14 protein-coding genes are annotated in these 16,807 nt (G+C 72.0%); 7 read left to right on the top strand and 7 right to left on the bottom strand.

All coding sequences use genetic code 11. From position 1 onward, the window contains the following. Window positions 1-14: 14 nt before the first annotated feature. Window positions 15-1,574 carry an SLC13 family permease gene (locus tag AOM05_RS07720; RefSeq protein ID WP_062520976.1) on the bottom strand — a complete coding sequence of 520 codons (1,560 nt, stop codon included), beginning with the start codon at window positions 1,572-1,574 and terminating at the stop codon, window positions 15-17. A gap of 133 nt (window positions 1,575-1,707) precedes the next feature. Between AOM05_RS07720 and AOM05_RS07725 the strand changes: the two genes are divergently transcribed. From AOM05_RS07725 to AOM05_RS07750, 6 genes are all read left to right on the top strand, one after another. After that, complete coding sequence (locus tag AOM05_RS07725) at window positions 1,708-3,201, top strand: leucyl aminopeptidase family protein (protein WP_062520978.1); 1,494 nt, start codon at window positions 1,708-1,710, stop codon at window positions 3,199-3,201. Next, entirely contained in the window at window positions 3,198-4,256 is a 1,059-nt protein-coding gene (locus AOM05_RS07730; protein WP_169746734.1) for a lysylphosphatidylglycerol synthase transmembrane domain-containing protein, read from the top strand. Before AOM05_RS07725 ends, AOM05_RS07730 begins: the two co-directional genes overlap by 4 nt. After that, the gene (locus AOM05_RS07735; protein WP_169746735.1) at window positions 4,253-4,891 is read left to right on the top strand and encodes a GAP family protein; all 639 of its coding nucleotides are present in this window, start codon (window positions 4,253-4,255) and stop codon (window positions 4,889-4,891) included. The genes AOM05_RS07730 and AOM05_RS07735 overlap by 4 nt, the downstream gene beginning before the upstream one ends. Before the next feature lie 447 nt (window positions 4,892-5,338). Further along, window positions 5,339-6,214: an aldo/keto reductase gene (locus AOM05_RS07740; protein ID WP_062520984.1), complete on the top strand. Its 876-nt coding sequence runs from the start codon at window positions 5,339-5,341 to the stop codon at window positions 6,212-6,214. A 50-nt stretch (window positions 6,215-6,264) separates the two neighbouring features. Continuing rightward, window positions 6,265-7,236, top strand: coding sequence for an aldo/keto reductase (locus AOM05_RS07745; RefSeq protein WP_062520986.1), 972 nt, complete (start codon window positions 6,265-6,267; stop codon window positions 7,234-7,236). Window positions 7,237-7,281: 45 nt separating this feature from the next. Further along, window positions 7,282-8,118, top strand: coding sequence for an SDR family NAD(P)-dependent oxidoreductase (locus AOM05_RS07750; protein ID WP_062520987.1), 837 nt, complete (start codon window positions 7,282-7,284; stop codon window positions 8,116-8,118). Between the two features lie 13 nt (window positions 8,119-8,131). Here AOM05_RS07750 and AOM05_RS07755 read toward each other — a convergent pair whose 3' ends face one another. The 6 genes from AOM05_RS07755 to AOM05_RS07780 form a co-directional block, all read right to left on the bottom strand. After that, the gene (locus tag AOM05_RS07755; RefSeq protein ID WP_156165104.1) at window positions 8,132-8,332 is read right to left on the bottom strand and encodes a hypothetical protein; all 201 of its coding nucleotides are present in this window, start codon (window positions 8,330-8,332) and stop codon (window positions 8,132-8,134) included. 59 nt (window positions 8,333-8,391) lie between these two features. Further along, window positions 8,392-8,847 carry a hypothetical protein gene (locus AOM05_RS07760; RefSeq protein ID WP_156165105.1) on the bottom strand — a complete coding sequence of 152 codons (456 nt, stop codon included), beginning with the start codon at window positions 8,845-8,847 and terminating at the stop codon, window positions 8,392-8,394. 70 nt (window positions 8,848-8,917) lie between these two features. Continuing rightward, on the bottom strand, window positions 8,918-9,949 hold the full coding sequence (locus AOM05_RS07765; protein ID WP_062520991.1) for a CE1 family esterase: 1,032 nt from the start codon (window positions 9,947-9,949) through the stop codon (window positions 8,918-8,920). Continuing rightward, window positions 9,946-10,668, bottom strand: a complete 723-nt coding sequence (locus tag AOM05_RS07770; protein ID WP_062520993.1) for a phosphatase PAP2 family protein — start codon at window positions 10,666-10,668, stop codon at window positions 9,946-9,948. Before AOM05_RS07770 ends, AOM05_RS07765 begins: the two co-directional genes overlap by 4 nt. A gap of 203 nt (window positions 10,669-10,871) precedes the next feature. Continuing rightward, window positions 10,872-13,613: a glycoside hydrolase family 3 C-terminal domain-containing protein gene (locus AOM05_RS07775; RefSeq protein WP_062520994.1), complete on the bottom strand. Its 2,742-nt coding sequence runs from the start codon at window positions 13,611-13,613 to the stop codon at window positions 10,872-10,874. Window positions 13,614-13,620: 7 nt separating this feature from the next. Next, window positions 13,621-16,056 carry a beta-glucosidase family protein gene (locus tag AOM05_RS07780; RefSeq protein ID WP_062520996.1) on the bottom strand — a complete coding sequence of 812 codons (2,436 nt, stop codon included), beginning with the start codon at window positions 16,054-16,056 and terminating at the stop codon, window positions 13,621-13,623. 117 nt (window positions 16,057-16,173) lie between these two features. Here AOM05_RS07780 and AOM05_RS07785 point away from each other — a divergent pair, with 117 nt between their 5' ends. Continuing rightward, on the top strand, window positions 16,174-16,758 hold the full coding sequence (locus AOM05_RS07785) for a TetR/AcrR family transcriptional regulator (RefSeq protein ID WP_062520998.1): 585 nt from the start codon (window positions 16,174-16,176) through the stop codon (window positions 16,756-16,758). Window positions 16,759-16,807: the final 49 nt, after the last annotated feature.

Below are 16,807 nucleotides of genomic sequence, written 5' to 3' on the forward strand. Positions count from 1 at the left end.
ATCTCCTTGGATTCCTAGAACTGCCAGATGAGCGGCACCCACCACACGGCGACCGCGAGGAACAGGGTGGCGAACGGAGCGCCGAAGCGGACGTAGTCGCCGAACTTGTAGCCGCCGGTCTCCATCACCATGGTGTTGGCCGCCGTGGCGACCGGCGTGAGGAAGGCCGCAGCTCCGGTGACGGCGAGCGCCATCATGAACGGCTGCACCGAGACACCGAGGTCGGCGGCCACCACGGAGGCGATCGGGACCATGATGAGCACGGTCGCGGTGTTCGAGATGAGCTGCCCGAGCACCATGGTGATGAGGCACATCGCGAGGAGGGCGATGGTGGGCGACGCGTCGCCCACCACGTCGAGCAGCGTCTCCGCGACGAGGTCGGCGGTGCCGGTGGATGTGAATGCCGCGGACAGCGGGATCATGCCGGCCACGATCAGGAGGGTGGGCCAGGAGATCGCGCGGTACGCGGTCGCGACCGGCATCACACGCGCCACGATCACGGCCCCCGCCGCGAGCAGCCCCGCGATCGCGGGCGGCACGGCGCCCGTCGCGAGCAGCAGCACCATCGCCCCGAGGATGATGAGCGCGCGCTTGGCGCCGGCGCCCAACGGGACGGCGCGACGGAGCACCTCGGGCGACGCGACCACCAGCACCTCGTCGCCCGAGGTGTGCCGCTCGAGGCTGTCCCACGGCCCCTGGACCAGCACCGAGTCGCCCGCAGCCAGCACGGCGTCGGGACCCGACGCATCGTCCCCCGCGCGCCGCAGGCCCAGGACCACGAGGTCGCCGCTCGGGGTGGACTGCCCCACGAACAGGTGGGTACCGATCAGCGGGGAGCGCGGCGGCACCACCACCTCCGTCACGCCCGAGCGTGAATCGACCAGCTCCGCACCCGTGCCCAGCGCGTACTCGGCGCGCAGGCTGCGCACATACGCGGTCACGTCGGGCGGCAGCGTCGCCGGCGCCCGGTGCGGCAGGAGGCGCCGCCCGAGCAGCACGATGATCGCCACGGACCCGACGAGCAGCGGGATGCCCACCCCGGCGAACTCGAAGAACCCGAACGCGCGTCCGCCGGCGTCGACCGCGCCCTCGCTCACGATGATGTTGACGGGCGTGCCGGTGAGCGCGAGCATCGAGCCGGCGTGGGCGGCGAACGCGAGGGGCATCATCATCTGCGACGGGGGCAGCGCGGCACGCACCGCGACCACCGCCACCACGGGGATGAGCGCCGCCACCGCACCGTTGACGGAGATGAGCGCGGTGACCAGCGCCACCAAGCCCGCCACCGCCACGACGACTCGGGTCCGGCTTGTACCGACACGGGTCGCGACCAGCTGTCCCACCCACGCCGTCACACCGGTGGCGTCGAGGGCCTCGGAGACGATGAAGAGGCTCGCGATGAACACCACCGTCGGGTCCCCGAACCCCGCCATGGCCTCGCCGAGCGTGAGGATCCCGGTGGCCCATAGCGCCACCGACACCCCGACCGCGACCACCCCGGCGGGCACGCGGTTGGTCACGAACGCGACCACCGCGGCGGCCAGGATGAGCGCCGTGATCAGGATGGGATCCACAGGCCCGACACTAGCGGCGCGGGCGCTCCGTGAACATCATTGTTATCGCTGGTAGGCGCGTCCCCACCGGCCGTCAACGGCGCTAGGCTCAGGAGCATCGCCGCACGGCGGCACCGCACGGAAGGCCATCACCATGGACGCACCTCTCGACTCGTCTGCATCCGCGGCCTCGACGTTCGTCGACGCCCTGGCCCGGGTGCCGGCCACCGCGCCCGGCGAGCTCGACACGGGACCCATCGCGTACATCGTCTCGAGTGCCTCGCCAGCAGGCGCCACCACCCTCGACGCCGCCGCGCTCGCTGGTGCGGGCTTCACGGGGGCCGCGGGCACCTCCCTGGTGGTCCCCGCGGGCGAGCGGCCCGTGGTGCTCGCGGGCGCCGGCGCGTCGCCGACGGCGAACGCGGTGCGCGACGCAGCGGCCGTCGCCGCGCGCGCCGTCGCGCGCGTGTCCGACGAGCTGACCGTGGTGGTCGACGTTCCCGGGCTGGAGCCCGCGGCCGTCGCCGTGGCCGCGGCCGAGGGAGCGATCCTGGGCCGCTACCGCTTCCAGACGCTCACGACCTCCCCGAAGGACCGCCCGCTCGCCCGGGTCGGCGTCGTGGTCGCGGGGGCGCCGGATGACGCGGTGGCCGAGGGCATCTCCGCGGCGCTGCCGTGGGTCCGCGCCGCGCTGACCGCGCGCGACCTGGGTAACGCACCTGCGAGCATCCTCACCGCGACCCGGATGGCGGAGGCGGCCAAGTCGCTCGGACCGCGGTTCGGGTTCGAGGTCGAGGCCTACGGCCCCGACGCCCTCCGCGAGCTGGGCTGCGGCGGGCTCCTGGGGGTCAACGCGGGCAGCGCCGAGGAGCCGCGGATGATCGTGCTCCGCTACTCCCCCGCCGGCGAACCGACGGGCCACCTTGGCATGGTGGGCAAGGGCATCATGTACGACTCGGGAGGCATCAGCCTCAAGCCGTCCGACCCGATGCACCTGCTCATGAAGATCGACATGGGTGGGGCGGCGGCCGTGCTCGGCGCGTTCACCGCGCTGCGCGACCTGGGCACCACTGCACGCGTGAGCGCGTGGCTCATGTGCACGGACAACATGCCCTCGGGCACCGCGACCAAGCTCGGTGACGTGCTGGTGGCGCGTGGCGGTACCACCGTCGAGGTGAAGAACACCGACGCCGAGGGCCGCCTGGTGATGATGGACGGGCTGGTGCTCGCGACCGAGGACGGCGTCGACGCGGTGGTCGACATCGCCACCCTCACGGGTGCGGCGCTCATGGCTCTCGGCAAGTCGCGCGCGGCGCTGTTCGCGAACGACGATGCGCTGGCCGGCCGGGTCGAGGCGGCAGCCGCCGCGGTGGACGAGCCGGTGTGGCGGCTGCCGCTCGAGGCCGGATACCGCGAGCAGCTCGACTCACAGGTCGCGGACATCGCCAATCTGGGCGGCCCGCACGCGGGCGCGACCACGGCCGCGCTGTTCCTGCAGGAGTTCGTGGGCGAGACGCCGTGGGCGCACGTCGACATCGCTGGCACCATGCAGGCGGAGAAGGACCAGGCGTGGCGCCCGGCCGGCGCGACCGGGTACGGCGCGCGGCTGCTCGCGCACGTCGCCAGCGGCTTCGCGGCCGCCGGGTGAGCACACCGGCAATCGCGGCGACCGACAGGCGCGACCTGAGACGACGCCTGCTCAAGGGCCTCGTCATCGCGGCCGTCTCGATCTCCGTCGGGTGGCTCGGCATCCGCCTGGTCGGGCGCATCCAGTGGTCCGCCGTCGGCGATGCTCTCGCGCACCTCGCATGGTGGCAGGGTGCGGCCCTGGCGGTGATGCTCGGCGCCAGGCAGCTGCTCAACGCAACACCCGTCGCGCGGTTCGTACCGGGCCTCACGCTGGGCCGCGCGGTCCAGAACGATCTCTCCGCCAACCTTGCCGGCACGCTCACCCCGCCCCCGGGCGACGTCGTGATCCGGGTCGCGATGTTCCGGTCGTGGGGCATCAATCCGGTGGACGGCATGGCCGGCGTCACGCTCAACTCGATCGTGTTCTACGGCGCTCGCTTCATCGCGCCCGTGCTGGGGCTCGCGCTTTTCGCGACCAGCGGCGCGGAGAACGGCCAGTGGTTGAGCGCCGGCCTGTCCGGCGCGCTTGCGGTCGTGATCATCGGCGCCCTGGTGCTGATCATGCGGTCGGAGGGCTGGGCCGTGACCCTCGCGACGCACGCCGCGCGCCTCGTCGGAAAGATGCGCGCGTCGGTCGATCGCGAGGCGTGGATCACGGCCGCCACGACCTTCCGTGCGCAGGTGGCGCAGACGCTGCGCACGCACCTGTTCCCCGCGCTGGCGGGCATGCTCTGCGCGGTGGTGGTGGACGGGGTCATCCTGACCGCGAGCATCAGGTTCGTGGGGATCGACGCGGGCACTCTCGGCACCGCCGACATCATCGGCGCGTTCCTCATGGCGTATCCCCTCACCATCCTGCCGCTGTTCGGCTTGGGCGTGATGGACGCGATCCTGATAGCCGGGTGGACTGCGATCGCCGGGCTCGAGCACGAGGCGACCCTGCTCGCCGGGACCGTGGTGTGGCGGACGGTCACGCTTGGCGGGACGCTGGTGCTCGGCGCAGCGGCGGCGGCATGGTGGCGACGCACCACGGGCACCGCGACACCTGCCGGATCCACGGAGGCATCCCCGTGATCAGCAGCCTTCCGCTCGCGCTGGGCATCGCGCTGTCCCCTTTCGCGATCATGCCCGCGGTGCTGGTGCTGCTCGGGTCCCGGCCGCGGGCGGCCGGCTACGCGTTCGCGAGCGCGTGGTGGTGCGGGGTGACGGCGGTCGCGCTCGTCGCGGGCTCCCTCGCATTCGCGGCGCCGAGCGACGACAAGCCGCTCTGGGCCGCGCTCCTGCGTGTCGCGGTCGGCGTCGCGCTGCTGGTCGCCGCGGTCGTCAAGTGGCGGGGCCGCGCGGCCGCGAAGCAGCCCGCGTGGCTGGGATCGCTCGCGGACGCGTCACCGGGCGCGGCCGCACGCCTCGCGCTGCTCCTCACGGTCGCCAATCCCAAGGTCATCATGCTGGCCGCGGCGGGCGGCGCGAGCATCGGCGCCACCGCGCCCACCGTCGCCGCCGAGCTCGCCGCCATCGCGGTGTTCGCCCTCGTGGCGAGCATGACGGCACTGGCCCCCGTGCTCGCGTTCACCGTGGCCGGCGAGCGCACCGCTCCCGTACTGGAGGCCGTGCGCCGCTGGCTCGATGCACACACGAGCGCGGTGATCGCGGTGGTCAGCGCCGTGATCGGCCTGCTGGTGCTCGTGTCGGGGCTGTCCGGGTTGTAGATCAGGCGCGCCAGCAACCGTGCCCACACGCACGCAGTGCGCTCGGGGTTCGTACTCGTGCGTGCACCGTACGTTGGGGTGTGGCGGCAAGGGACGGACGCTCAGTACCCGCCTCCGCTTGCGCCGGGCGGCCGGCGCGACCGGGACCGCCGCGACCGCCAGCGCGAGCAGCGTCGCGGCCCCGCTCCGTGCGGCCGTGACCGCGGTGGAGCGCATGGGCACCAAGGCGCTTAGGCGTGCGGGACACTCACCGTGCTTTTCTGCGCGAGGCTGCAATGGGCGGGACACGCGACTTGGCGTCGGTCCATCGCGGCGGAGGCGACCGTCCCGCACGGCGCACGAACAGGTGAGAAAGCACGGTGAGTGTCCCGGGGCGCGAGGGGTGCCAGTGACCGGGGTAACGCCAGCACCTCCCACCGCGACCCGCCGCGGCATAGCGTCACAGGCATGGACACCATCACCCTCAACAACGGCGTCACCATGCCCGCCCTCGGCTACGGCGTCTTCCAGACCCCGCCGGACGAGACCGCGACCGCTGTCACCGAGGCGCTCCGGGTCGGGTACCGCCACATCGACACCGCCGCCGCCTACTTCAACGAGTCCGGCGTGGGCGCCGCCATCGCCGCGTCCGACATCCGGCGCGACGACCTCTTCATCGAGACCAAGGTGTGGGTGAGCGACTACGGCCACGAGCAGACGCTGCACGCGTTCGAGAAGGCCACGGCGAAGCTCGGCATCGACCAGTTGGACTTGCTGATCCTCCACCAGCCCGCGCCGTCCCGTTGGGAGCAGACCGTCGCCGCCTACCACGCACTCGAGACGCTCTACAAGGACGGCAAGGTCCGCGCGATCGGCGTGAGCAACTTCATGACCGACCACCTCGCGCGCCTGCTCGACGTCGCCGAGGTGGTGCCCGCGGTCAACCAGATCGAGGTCCACCCGTACTTCCAGCAGGGCGCGGTCCAAGCAGCGCACACCGCCGCGGGCATCCTCAACCAGGCGTGGTCACCCATCGGCGGCATCACGTTCTACCGCGGCGAGGGCCGTTCGACGCTCGAGGACCCGACGATCGGCGAGATCGCCGCGGCGCACGGCAAGACTGCCGCGCAGGTGATGCTGCGCTGGCACCTCCAGGAGGGTCGCCAGGTGATCCCGAAGTCGGTCACGCCGAGCCGCATCGCGGAGAACTTCGACGTCTTCGACTTCGCGCTCTCGGGCGAGGAGCTCGCGGCCATCGACGCCCTCGACACCGGCGTGCGTGGCGGCCCCGAGCCGGATGCGATCCGCGACGAGTTCTTCGACCGCCCGATCCCCGAGGCCTGAGCCTCGTCGCCCACCCAGCCACCGCATCGTCCCTCGCACAGGAGCAGAAGATGAAGTACACCCGTCTCGGAGCCTCGGGGCTCCGCATCCCGCGTCTCGCGCTCGGGACCATGACCTACGGCAGCCCGACCTCGCAGGTGCCGCAGTGGGGCGCCTTCGCGTGGGAGCAGGCCGCGCCGTTCTACCGGCAGGCCGTCGAGCTGGGCATCACGTTCTGGGACACCGCGAACGTGTACTCCGAGGGCGCGAGCGAGGAGCTGACCGGACGCGCGCTGCGCGAGTTCAGCACGCGCGAGGAGACGGTGCTCGCGACCAAGCTGCACTTCCGGATGCACGACGGCCCGGGCGGCCAGGGACTGTCACGCAAGGCAGTGATGGAGCAGATCGACGCGTCGTTGACGCGGCTCGGCACGGACTACGTTGACCTCTACCAGATCCACCGGTTCGACCCCACGACGCCCATCGAGGAGACCATGGAGGCGCTCCACGACGTGGTGAAGGCGGGAAAGGCGAGGTACATCGGCGCCTCGGCGATGCACGCGTGGCAGTTCGCGACCATGCAGCACGCGGCGGACCTGGGCGGGTGGACGCGGTTCGTGTCCATGCAGGACCAGTACTCGCTGCTCTACCGCGAGGAGGAGCGCGAGATGCTGGGCCTGCTCGCGCACCAGGGCGTGGGCGCGATCCCCTACTCGCCGCTCGCGAAGGGGCGCGTCGCGCGGCCGTGGGGCACGCAGACGTCGCGCGCGGGGAACGACCCGGTCGCGGAAGCGACCTTCATGGACGCGGACCAGGGCGTGGTGGACGCGGTCGAGAAGGTCGCGACCGAGCGGGGCGTCCCCATGTCGCAGGTCGCGCTCGCGTGGGTGCTGCGGAACCCGGTGGTCTCCGCGCCGATCGTGGGCGCGACCAAGCCGCACCACCTCCCCGACGCCGTCGCGGCGCTCGACATCGAGCTCACGTCCGAGGAGGTCGAGGCGCTCGAGGCTCCGTACCAGGTGCGGGAGCCGCGGGGGTACTGAGGCGGTCCTCCTCGGTACGATTCACGCGCACCTCTGGAGGACACCTTGACGCAGCGCACCATCCTCATCACCGGCGCGTCCGACGGGATCGGGGGTGCGACGGCGCGGGCGCTCGCGGAGCGCGGCGACCGCGTGCTCCTCACCGGCCGCTCCCCCGCCAAGCTCGCGGCGGTCGCGGGGTCGACCGGCGGCGAGGCCTTCCCCGCGGACTTCGCTCGCCTCGACGACGTGCGCGCCTTGGCGGCCTGGGTCCGCGAGCGCACCGACCGCCTCGACGTGCTCGCCAACAACGCCGGAGGGATCTTCGCGCAACGGGCCGTGACCGTCGACGGCAACGAGCTCACCCTGCAGGTGAACCACCTCGCCGGTTTCCTTTTGACGAACCTCCTGGTGGAGGAGCTGATCGCGGGCCGCGCGACGGTGGTGAACACCGCGAGCGCCGCGGCGGACAAGTACGGCCGCCTCGACCTGGCGGATCTCGACTCGGCGCGTTCCTACAAGGTGACCACGGCCTACGGGAACGCGAAGCTCGCGACCATGCTGTTCGCCCGGTCACTCGATGCCCGCCTCGGTGCAAGGGGCGTGCGCGCGGTCGCGATCTACCCGGGCGACATCGCGTCGAACTTCGCGAAGGACACCGGCACCGTGTCGATGAAGCTCTTCTACAAGGGCCCGCTGGCGCGATTCCTACGCACCCCGGAGGACGGCGCCGCGAACCTCATCTGGGCGATGGATGGCGCGACGGCGCGCTCCGGCGAGACCTACACCGAACGCCGAGCGCTCCCCCGCAAGCGTCACCCCCAGATGGACGATGCGGCGCTCGCCGACGCGCTCTGGGCGGAGAGCGAGCGGCGGGTCGGGTGGGCGACGGTCACCGGGTGACCGCCTCTGGCGGCTACTGAACGGCGCGGACCGGAGGATGGCCAGGGGTCACGTGCACGATGAAGCGGCGCCCGTCGATCTCGACCACGCGGTCCTCCCCGACCTCACCCATCGCTGCGGCGCGGATATTGCCAGGCGTGTCGCGATGCTCGATCTGATCGAGCTCGACCTGCGTGTATGCGGCGGCCGCCTGGGCCTCCGTCACGGTGAACACCGGGAGCTCCTCCATCGGACCGCTCGCCTCCTTCCAGGGCATCCGCATCGACGTCTACCCTACGCGCCGGTGGACTCGCCCGGCATGGGGCCCACCGCCGCGACATGCGCCGCGATCGCACCCTGGATGAATGCGCGCTGCTCGGCGGTCGACGCCGCGCCGAGCAGGTAGGTACGGGTCGCGCGGGCGGCCCGAGCTCGCCCTTCCTCCGCCAGTTCGACTGCCCAGCGCGCCGTCTCCCACCAGTGGTCGAGCTCGCGTCGCCGCTGCTCCGCGCGGGCCTCGAGTGCGCGCTGAGCGGAGGTGTGGACCACACCCCACGCTGCGAGCCCGGCGGCCACCGCCGTTGCCAGCGGTCCGAGGTCACCGACGATCGAGGCGGCCCGACTCGCGTCGACAGTGCCGTCGATGACGATGGCCGTCACCAGGGCGCCGACGACCCCGCCGAGCACCACAAGCGCCGCCGCTCCCGCCCAGCGAAGCGGTCGAGCAATGCGCGTGCTCGCGGTGACCATGGTCTGACGGTAGGCATCCCGTCATCATCGGGACAGCCGCGACCGCTGATCTGTGGACAGCCCCCGAGGGTCAACCGCGGCGCGAGAACAGCTCCCACGCCGCCACCGGCGCGTTGAGCTCATCGGTGCCGCCGCCCATCATGCGGGGCAGGCGGGTCTCGGGGTTCGGCACGCCATGGCCGCCGCCCTCGACGGTGTACAGCAGCACTGGGGCCTCGGCGTCGGCGCCGTAGGCGGTCAGGGTGACGGCACCTGCCTCGCCCGGCTCTCCCCCGACCACGGACTCGGCCGGTTCGCCGCTCACGCCGTTGATCTCGGCGATCGCCGCCGCGGACTCCGCGGCCGACATCACCGTGCCGAGGTCCTGCCCGAACGCGCCGGCCTGGCCACCCTCGAACGGGTTGATCGGGTCGCCCGTGCCCTCGACCAGGATGGTCGGGATCGGCGCGGTCCAGGACTCGCAGAACCAGTTGTCCTCGGTGGGCAGGTTCGCCGCGTTCGCCTCGATGCCGGCGAACGTGCCCGGCGACTCGGCGGCCATGCGGAAGAGCATGTGGGAGCCGTTGGAGTAGCCCACGCCGTACACGTGGGACGTGTCGAGCCCGTACGCGCTCGCCGCCTCCGAGACGAGCGCCTCGAGGAACGCGACGTCGTCGACGCCCTGGTCGGTCGCCGGGTAGCCGGTGTCCGGTCGGCAGTCGTGCCAGGTGTCCTGGTAGCCGTCGGGATAGACCACCACGAAGCCGTGCGCGACCGCGAGCTCATCGAGCTGGTAGCCGGTCGCGGCGCGCATCCCGTCGCCGTCCATGCGCGACCCGTGCAGCGCGACCCACAGCGGCGCATCGTCCGCAAGCGACGACGGCACCACGGCCGTGAAGGTGCGCTCCATCCCGTCGACGGTGATCGAGCGCTGCTCGACCGTGGCGTCGAGCGTCGGCTCCTCGGGTGCAGGGGTGTAGGCGAAGTACCAGCCGGCGGCCCCGGCCGCGAGCACCAGCCCGCCGACCACGCCGCCGGTGATCGCGAGGCGGCGGCGCCAGCGGCGCGGCGCAGAGGGGCGGGACGATGCGCCGGTCGCCTCGGTCGTGCGGGCGGCGGTCATGCGTCGGCCGCCACGGTCTGCGGCGCGGTCGGACGCACGCGACGGAGGGGCCGCCCGCGATCCTTGTCGAGCAGCAGCGCGAACGCCCACCACATCAGCGCGGCGAACGCCGCGCCACCGAGCACGCCCGCGACCGCGTCCGTGAACCAGTGCGCGTTGATGAGCGTGCGCTGCCAGATCATCCCGACCGCGAGGACGGCGCCCACCGCCCACCACCAGCGCCGCACGGCCACAGGCACGAGGGCCGCGACGGCGACCACGAAGGCACCCATCGTGACCGAGTGCCCCGAGGGGAAAGAGCCGTGGTCCGTGTGGAACAGCGGCCCGTAGAGCCCGGCGGCCTTGTCCAGGGCGGGACGCTCCCGGTCGAGGAGGTGCTTGACCGCCTGCGACACCACCAGGTTCGCGCCCATCATCGCGGCGATCCAGAAGAGCGCGCTGCGCCAGCGACGGGTCACCAGCAGCGCGACCGGCACCAGGATCAGGTGCACCAGGAAGCCCGGACCCTCGCCGAAGTTCTGGAAGAACATCGGGAGCGGACCGTCGACGGCATCGACGGTGGAGGCACCCACGAGCGCCCGCCACGCGTCGTCGATGCCTTGCGAGAAGGCCTCCGGCAGCGTGGCGCGCATGGCGAGCGTGGTCAGCGCGAAGAGCGCGAGCCCCGAGAGACCGAGCAGCAGGGCGAGGCGCGGTCGGGACGTGGTCGGTGTCGTCATCGACTTTCCGTTTCTCTGAAGGAGGGGTCCGCAAGGGGACGATGCGCCGGCGGGGTTCACGCAGGTCGCGGGGCTGTGCACGGATAGGCAGGGCGGATCAGCGATCGATCCTGCATGCAGGTGGAGGGCCACCCGTATGGCGGACGGATGCGGGATCCGTCCGCCATACGGGTCGGGGGGAAGGTGGTCGGCGGCGCGCCCCGCTAGGACGCGTCCATCGCGTGCGATCCGGCGACGGTGAACAGGATGTTGTGCACGCGCTCGCGCAGCGCCTCACCCATGCCCACCGGGTCCGCGTCGACGGCGGCCTTGGTGGACTTCACGGTCGCGGAGGGGAACACCGCGAGCATCCAGTCGTTGCCGCCGCGCGCGGCGAGCTCGGGGTCCATCCAGCCGCCGAGCACGGCGTCGGTGGACACGAAGCCCTCGAAGCCCCACTCGCCGCGCAGGACCTCCTCGAGCAGGTCCTCGTTGCCGCCGGCCCAGCTCCCGCCGAGGTTGATGAACGAGCTCATCGCGCCCGCCGCATCGGCCTCCTTGACCGCGATCTCGAACGGCTGGAGGTACAGCTCACGCAGCGCCTGCTCCGACGCGAACACGTTGATGCCCGTGCGTGCGTTGGTCTCCTGATCGTTGAGCACGAAGTGCTTGATGGTGGTCGGCACGCCCTGGTCCTGCGAGCCCGACACCACGGCCGCGGCCATCTTGCCGGTGAGCAGCGGGTCCTCCGAGAAGTACTCGAAGTCACGGCCGCCCAGCGCCGTGCGGTGCAGGTTCATGCCGGGGGCGTACCAGACCTCGACGCCGTACGCCTTCGCCTCGTTGCCCACCGACTCGCCCCACGCGTACGCGAGCTCGTCGTTCCACGTCGAGGCGATGACCACCTCGGTCGGGTAGGCCGCGGAGTCGAGCGGCGAGAAGAGCGAGTTGAGACCCGCGGGGCTGTCGAGCATGGTGATCGAGGGGACGCCCAGGCGCTCCACCGCGACCGACTGGTACGCGCCGTAGGAGAACAGGTCCACCTGCTCGTCGAGCGTGAGCTGGTCCAGGAACGCGTCCCACTGCGGGTCGTCGTGCTCGAGGCCCACCATGTCGGCGAGCGTCAGCCCGTTCTCGGCGCCGTAAGTGGGCGCCTCGCCCTCGGCGGGCTCGAACGTCGGGTCCATGAGCGCGAGCACCTGGTCGGACGCCTCCTCGGTGCCGTCGGGAGCGGCCGGGTAGGTGGCCTCCCAGTCCGCGCGGGAGAGGTAGGTGAGGTCGCCCTCGACGTAGTCGAAGCGGTTCTCGTACGCGACGCCGGTGCCCGCGTCCGCGTCGAAGGTGACGTCGTTCGCGACGGTCACGGTGGACGATGCGACGGGCGAGTGGACGTCGGAACGTGCGGAGATCTCGTAGTCGCCGGCCTCCAGCACGTACGCGCCGCCCGCGGCGGTGTCCCAGGACGCCATGTCCTGGACCGCGAACTCGACGGTGACGGTCTCGGAGGCGCCGGGCTCGAGCAGCCCCGTCTTCGCGTAGCCGGCAAGCTCGATCGAGGACTTCTCGATGTCGCCGGTGTACGGTGCGGAGAAGTAGACCTGGACCACGTCCTTGCCCGCGACGTCGCCGGTGTTGGTGACGGTCACGTCGACGGACACGGTCTCGTCGGTCATCACCGGCTCCGCGGTCTCCCAGTCGAAGGAGGTGTAGCTGAGGCCGTAGCCGAACGGGAACTGCACCGTCTCGGCGTAGCCCGCCTCGTCGCCCTCGTAGCGGGTCTCGTAGTACCGGTAGCCGACGTAGATGCCCTCCTCGTAGTCGAGGAACGAGCGCTTGACGTTCGTGTAGTCGTGGTCCCCGAAGTTCTCGGTCGCGGGGGCCGTCGACACGTCGTACGCGTACGTGTCGGTGAGGCGACCGGACGGGTTGACCTCTCCGGTGAGGACCTTCGCGAGCGAGGTCGCGCCCTGGGGCCCGGGGGTGCCCATCCACACGGCGGCGGTGATCTCGGGGTACTCGTCGAGGAAGCCGAGCTCCATCTGGTTGCCGGAGTTCACGACCACGATGACGTTGTCCTGGACCGCCGTGACCTTGTCGAGCAGCTCGCGCTGCGCGTCGTTGAGCTGGAGCTGCTCCTGCGAGAAGTCGGAGCCTTCGGAGCCGTCGTTGCCCACCACCACGATCGCGGTGTCGGAGAAGGACTGCGCCTGCGCGAGCACGTCCTCGGTGAGGTAGTCCGGAGCGGGCTCCTTCTCCCCGCCGAGCATCGCGCCGGCGATCTGCACCAGGAAGTTGCTGGAGCCCTCGGAGTGCTCGGCGCCCGCGTCCTCCATCGTCGCGTAGAGGTCCGTGTTGTAGGCGACGCCCTGGGCCTCGAGCGCCTCGTACAGCGTGGGCGCGCCCGCGGTGTCGGAGCCGCCGGAACCGCCGCCGCCCAGGCGCAGGTTGAACGAGGAGAACGAGAACACGTTGACGCCGCCGGTCAGGGGCAGCGCGTCGCCCTCGTTCTTGAGCAGCACCATGCCCTCGTCCGAGATGGACTCGGAGACGCCGAGCGCGGCCTCACGGGCGGCGGCCGCCTCGGGGGTGTCGTCGGTGAAGCTGAGCGACGCGACGCGCGCGAGCCCGCCCACGTAGGGGGCGGCCAGGGCGCCGATCCCGATGACGGCGACGCCGGTGACGCCCCAACCGATCGCGCGGCGACGGCGGTGGCTGACCTTCCGGTAGACGCGCTCGCGTCGCTTGAGCTCGCGACGCTGGGCGCGGTTCATGGTGGCGCGCACCTCCGCGCGCTCCTCCTTCGCCGTGGCCTTCGCCTCCTTCGCGGCGGCCTTGTCGGCGGCCTTGGCGGCGGTGCGCTCGTCGGGCGTCATCGCCTTCAGCTCGTCGCGGCGCGCCTGCGTGGCCGCGCGCTCGTCCTTGACGCGCGCGACGGCCTCCTGCTTGATCTCTTTGCGGGTAGCCATGTCTCTCTCAATCCTTGCGTGACGCGCGCTCGCTCCTTCGCCGAGCGCGCCAGGCGCCTCCGACGCGGGCGAGCCCGCGCCAGAAGCGACGGTTGACCATGAGCAGCAGGCCGTCGAGCATCGCCTCGTCGACCCTGCCGCCGCTCATGCGCGCGACCGACCGGAACGGCAGGTCGAGCACGAATCTGGTGTTGTTGGCCGCGAGCGGCCTGCCGAGCGCCATGAGCACGGCGCCCGCCGTGTCGACCGTCCAGTACAGGAGGCCGCCGAAGCCGCCACGCCCCCGGCATTGGGCGATGATGTCGGCGCGCGTGAGCGGCCGGTCGCGGTCCCAGGTCGCCGCCGGCAACGGCCGTCCGAGCAGGGCCTCGAACTCGGCCGCGTCGACGTCCTCGACGTGGCCCGACAGGTAGTGCGGAAGCCGCGCGGCGTCCGGCGTGGTCCAGGGGTCGCCCGCGACCACCAGTTCCGCGCGCGCCCGGATGTCGCGGGACGATGCACCGGCCAGGATCGCGTACGAGCCTCCGACGGCGCGCCACCGGTCGGCGGCGGCGTCGTAGACGTGGAACGCGTGCTCGGCGTAGGCGATCTCGACGGTCACGCTCTCCCCCGGCGCGAGGGCGACCTTGGCGAAGCCGACCAGTTCGCGGGGGGCGCGGAGCTCGCCCTCGGAGGCGCCGGGCGCCTCCGCGTAGAGCTGCACGGTCTCATGGCCGTCGCGGTGGCCCACGTTCGTCACCGTCACCCGCGCGGATGCGGGACCTGCCACCAGCCCGGTCATCTCGAACGCGGTGTAGCCGAGTCCGTGCCCGAACGGGTAGCGCACCTCTGCGCCCACCTTGTCGAAGTAGCGATAGCCCAGGTAGATGCCCTCGCGGTGCTCGGAGCTTGCCTCCGTGCGACCGAAGGCACGGTGCGAGGGCACGTCCTCGTAGCGCAGCGGGTAGGTCTCAGCGAGGCGACCCTCAGGGTTGGCGACCCCGGTGAGGACGTCCGCGATGGCCCGTCCGCCGCCCTGGCCGGCGAGGTAGCCGTGGAGGATCGCGTCGACGTCCTCGGCGAACGGGAGCTCGATCGGCGCACCGCCCGCGAGCACCACCACCACGCGCCTGCCCAGCCGGGTGATCGCGCGCACCAGGTCGAGCTGGTTCGCGGCGAGCCGCATGTGGGCGCGGTCGACGCCCTCGGCCTCGGCGGACTCGTCGAGGCCCAGGAACAGCAGGATGGTGTCCGCGCGCATCGCGAGCGCCAGCGCCCGGTCCCGAAGGCGCGTCGACGCCTTGTCGCGGCGCGCGAAGCCGGGCTCGAAGCCGACGATGTCGAGGCCCGTGGAGCGCAGCGCGTCGAGCGGCGCGTCGACGCGGGTGGGGTTGACGAGCGAGCTGCCGGCACCCTGGTAGCGGGGAGTGGCGGCGAAGTCGCCGATGACGGCGACGCGGCCCGCGTCGGGCCCGAGCGGCAGCGCGTCGCCCTCGTTGCGCAGCAGCACCAGCGAGCGGCGCGCGGCCTCGACCGCGAGCGCGTGGTGAGCGTCGTGGTCGGCGACCGGCGCATCGTCCCCCCGCGCGCCGGAGGTGCGCTCGATGAGCGCCAGGACCTCGTCGACCCGCGCGTCAAGGACGGCCTCGTCTAGCGCGCCGGATTCGACGGCGCGCACGATCTCGGCGTCGGTCACGCCGTCCGCGGATGGCATCTCGAGGGCGTTGCCGGCGAGCAGGCCAGCGACGCGGTCGTTGTTGCCGCCCCAGTCGGTGACCACGAGCCCGTCGAAGCCGAAGCGGTCGCGCAGGATGCCGGCGAGCTCGAGGTGCTCGTTGGCGTAGGTGCCGTTGACCTTGTTGTACGAGGTCATGACGCACCAGGGCCGCCCGTCGCGGACGGCGATGCGGAAGCCCTCGAGGTAGAGCTCGTGGAGGGAGCGCCGGTCGACCACCTCGTCGATGGTCATGCGGTGGGTCTCCTGGCTGTTGACCGCGTAGTGCTTGAGGCATGCGGCGACGCCCTGGGACTGGATGCCACGGACGAGCGCGCCGGCGAGCGTGCCGGACAGGAGGGGGTCCTCGGAGAAGTACTCGAAGTTGCGGCCGGCGAGGGGGTTGCGCTTGATGTTGAGGCCGGGCCCAAGGAGGACGCTCACGCGCTCCGCGGCGGCCTCGGTGCCGAGCGCCCCGCCCACTCGCTCGAGCAGCGCCGGGTCCCAGCTGTTCGCGAGGGTCGCGGCGGGCGGGAAGCACGTCGCCGGGATGGAGGCGTTGAGGCCCAGGTGGTCGGCGGCGCCGCCCTGCTTGCGCAGGCCGTGGGGGCCGTCGGTCAGCATGATCCCGGGAACGCCGAGCCGCTCGACGGCCTTGGTGTTCCAGAAGTTGGCGCCCGACATGAGGGACGCCTTCTCCGCGAGCGTCATCGCGCTGCGCGTCAGGAGCCTGTCGCCGTCGACCGTCATGAGAAACTACCTCGCATCAAGTTCCACCGGTTGGTGGGGTTCTGGCGTGGAGCGTAACAAATTCCACCGCGTGGTGGAAAATCCGGCGCGACACGCCTGCACAGGAGAGGAACGGCCATGCCCGACGGGTACGCCACGGGACGCGCGACCAAGCAGTCGATCGTGGAGAGCGCGGCGACCGCGTTCGCCCAGAAGGGCTTCTACGGCGCCTCGCTGCGGTCGATCGCGCGCGAGGCCGGCGTCGACCACTCGACGCTGCTCCACCACTTCGGCAACAAGACCGCGCTGCTGCTCGCGGTCATCGAGTGGCACGACGCTCAGGGCATGCCCACCGAGCTGCCCGAGGAGCTGACCGCGGAGTACGTCGTCGAGGGGTTCGCCGAGCAGGCCGCGCGGAACGCCGAGACGCCGGGCCTGGTCCAGCTCCTGTCGGTGCTCACCGCGGAGGCGGGGGCCGAGGATCACCCGGCTCGCGAGACGCTCCAGAAGCGCCACGACCTGGTCGCGGGCGTGTTCGCGTGGATGATCATGCAGCAGCGCGCGAAGCTGCCCATCGACGACCCGCTGTCCCCGGCCGAGCGGGCCGCGTTCCTGGTAGGCGCCTGGGACGGGCTGCAGATGTACGACGCCCTCCACCCCGGGGTGATCGACGTGCCCGCGCAGGTGCGCCGGATGCTGCGCGAGGCGTTCGGCCTCGACTGAGTCCCAGGCGGGTCCCGGGACGCGGGGGGTCTCGCATGGCAGGCTGGGC

Origin of the sequence: Demequina silvatica (assembly GCF_000971215.1) — a bacterium.
Taxonomy (GTDB): Bacteria; Actinomycetota; Actinomycetes; order Actinomycetales; family Demequinaceae; genus Demequina; species Demequina silvatica.

Excerpts from the sequence above, each read along its gene's own strand:
- AOM05_RS07725 (WP_062520978.1), top strand. The coding sequence starts at position 1,708 with ATGGACGCACCTCTCGACTCGTCTGCATCCGCGGCCTCGACGTTCGTC.
- AOM05_RS07740 (WP_062520984.1), top strand. The coding sequence starts at position 5,339 with ATGGACACCATCACCCTCAACAACGGCGTCACCATGCCCGCCCTCGGC.
- AOM05_RS07745 (WP_062520986.1), top strand. The coding sequence starts at position 6,265 with ATGAAGTACACCCGTCTCGGAGCCTCGGGGCTCCGCATCCCGCGTCTC.
- AOM05_RS07760 (WP_156165105.1), bottom strand. The coding sequence starts at position 8,847 with ATGGTCACCGCGAGCACGCGCATTGCTCGACCGCTTCGCTGGGCGGGA.
- AOM05_RS07765 (WP_062520991.1), bottom strand. The coding sequence starts at position 9,949 with ATGACCGCCGCCCGCACGACCGAGGCGACCGGCGCATCGTCCCGCCCC.
- AOM05_RS07770 (WP_062520993.1), bottom strand. The coding sequence starts at position 10,668 with ATGACGACACCGACCACGTCCCGACCGCGCCTCGCCCTGCTGCTCGGT.
- AOM05_RS07775 (WP_062520994.1), bottom strand. The coding sequence starts at position 13,613 with ATGGCTACCCGCAAAGAGATCAAGCAGGAGGCCGTCGCGCGCGTCAAG.
- AOM05_RS07780 (WP_062520996.1), bottom strand. The coding sequence starts at position 16,056 with ATGACGGTCGACGGCGACAGGCTCCTGACGCGCAGCGCGATGACGCTC.
- AOM05_RS07785 (WP_062520998.1), top strand. The coding sequence starts at position 16,174 with ATGCCCGACGGGTACGCCACGGGACGCGCGACCAAGCAGTCGATCGTG.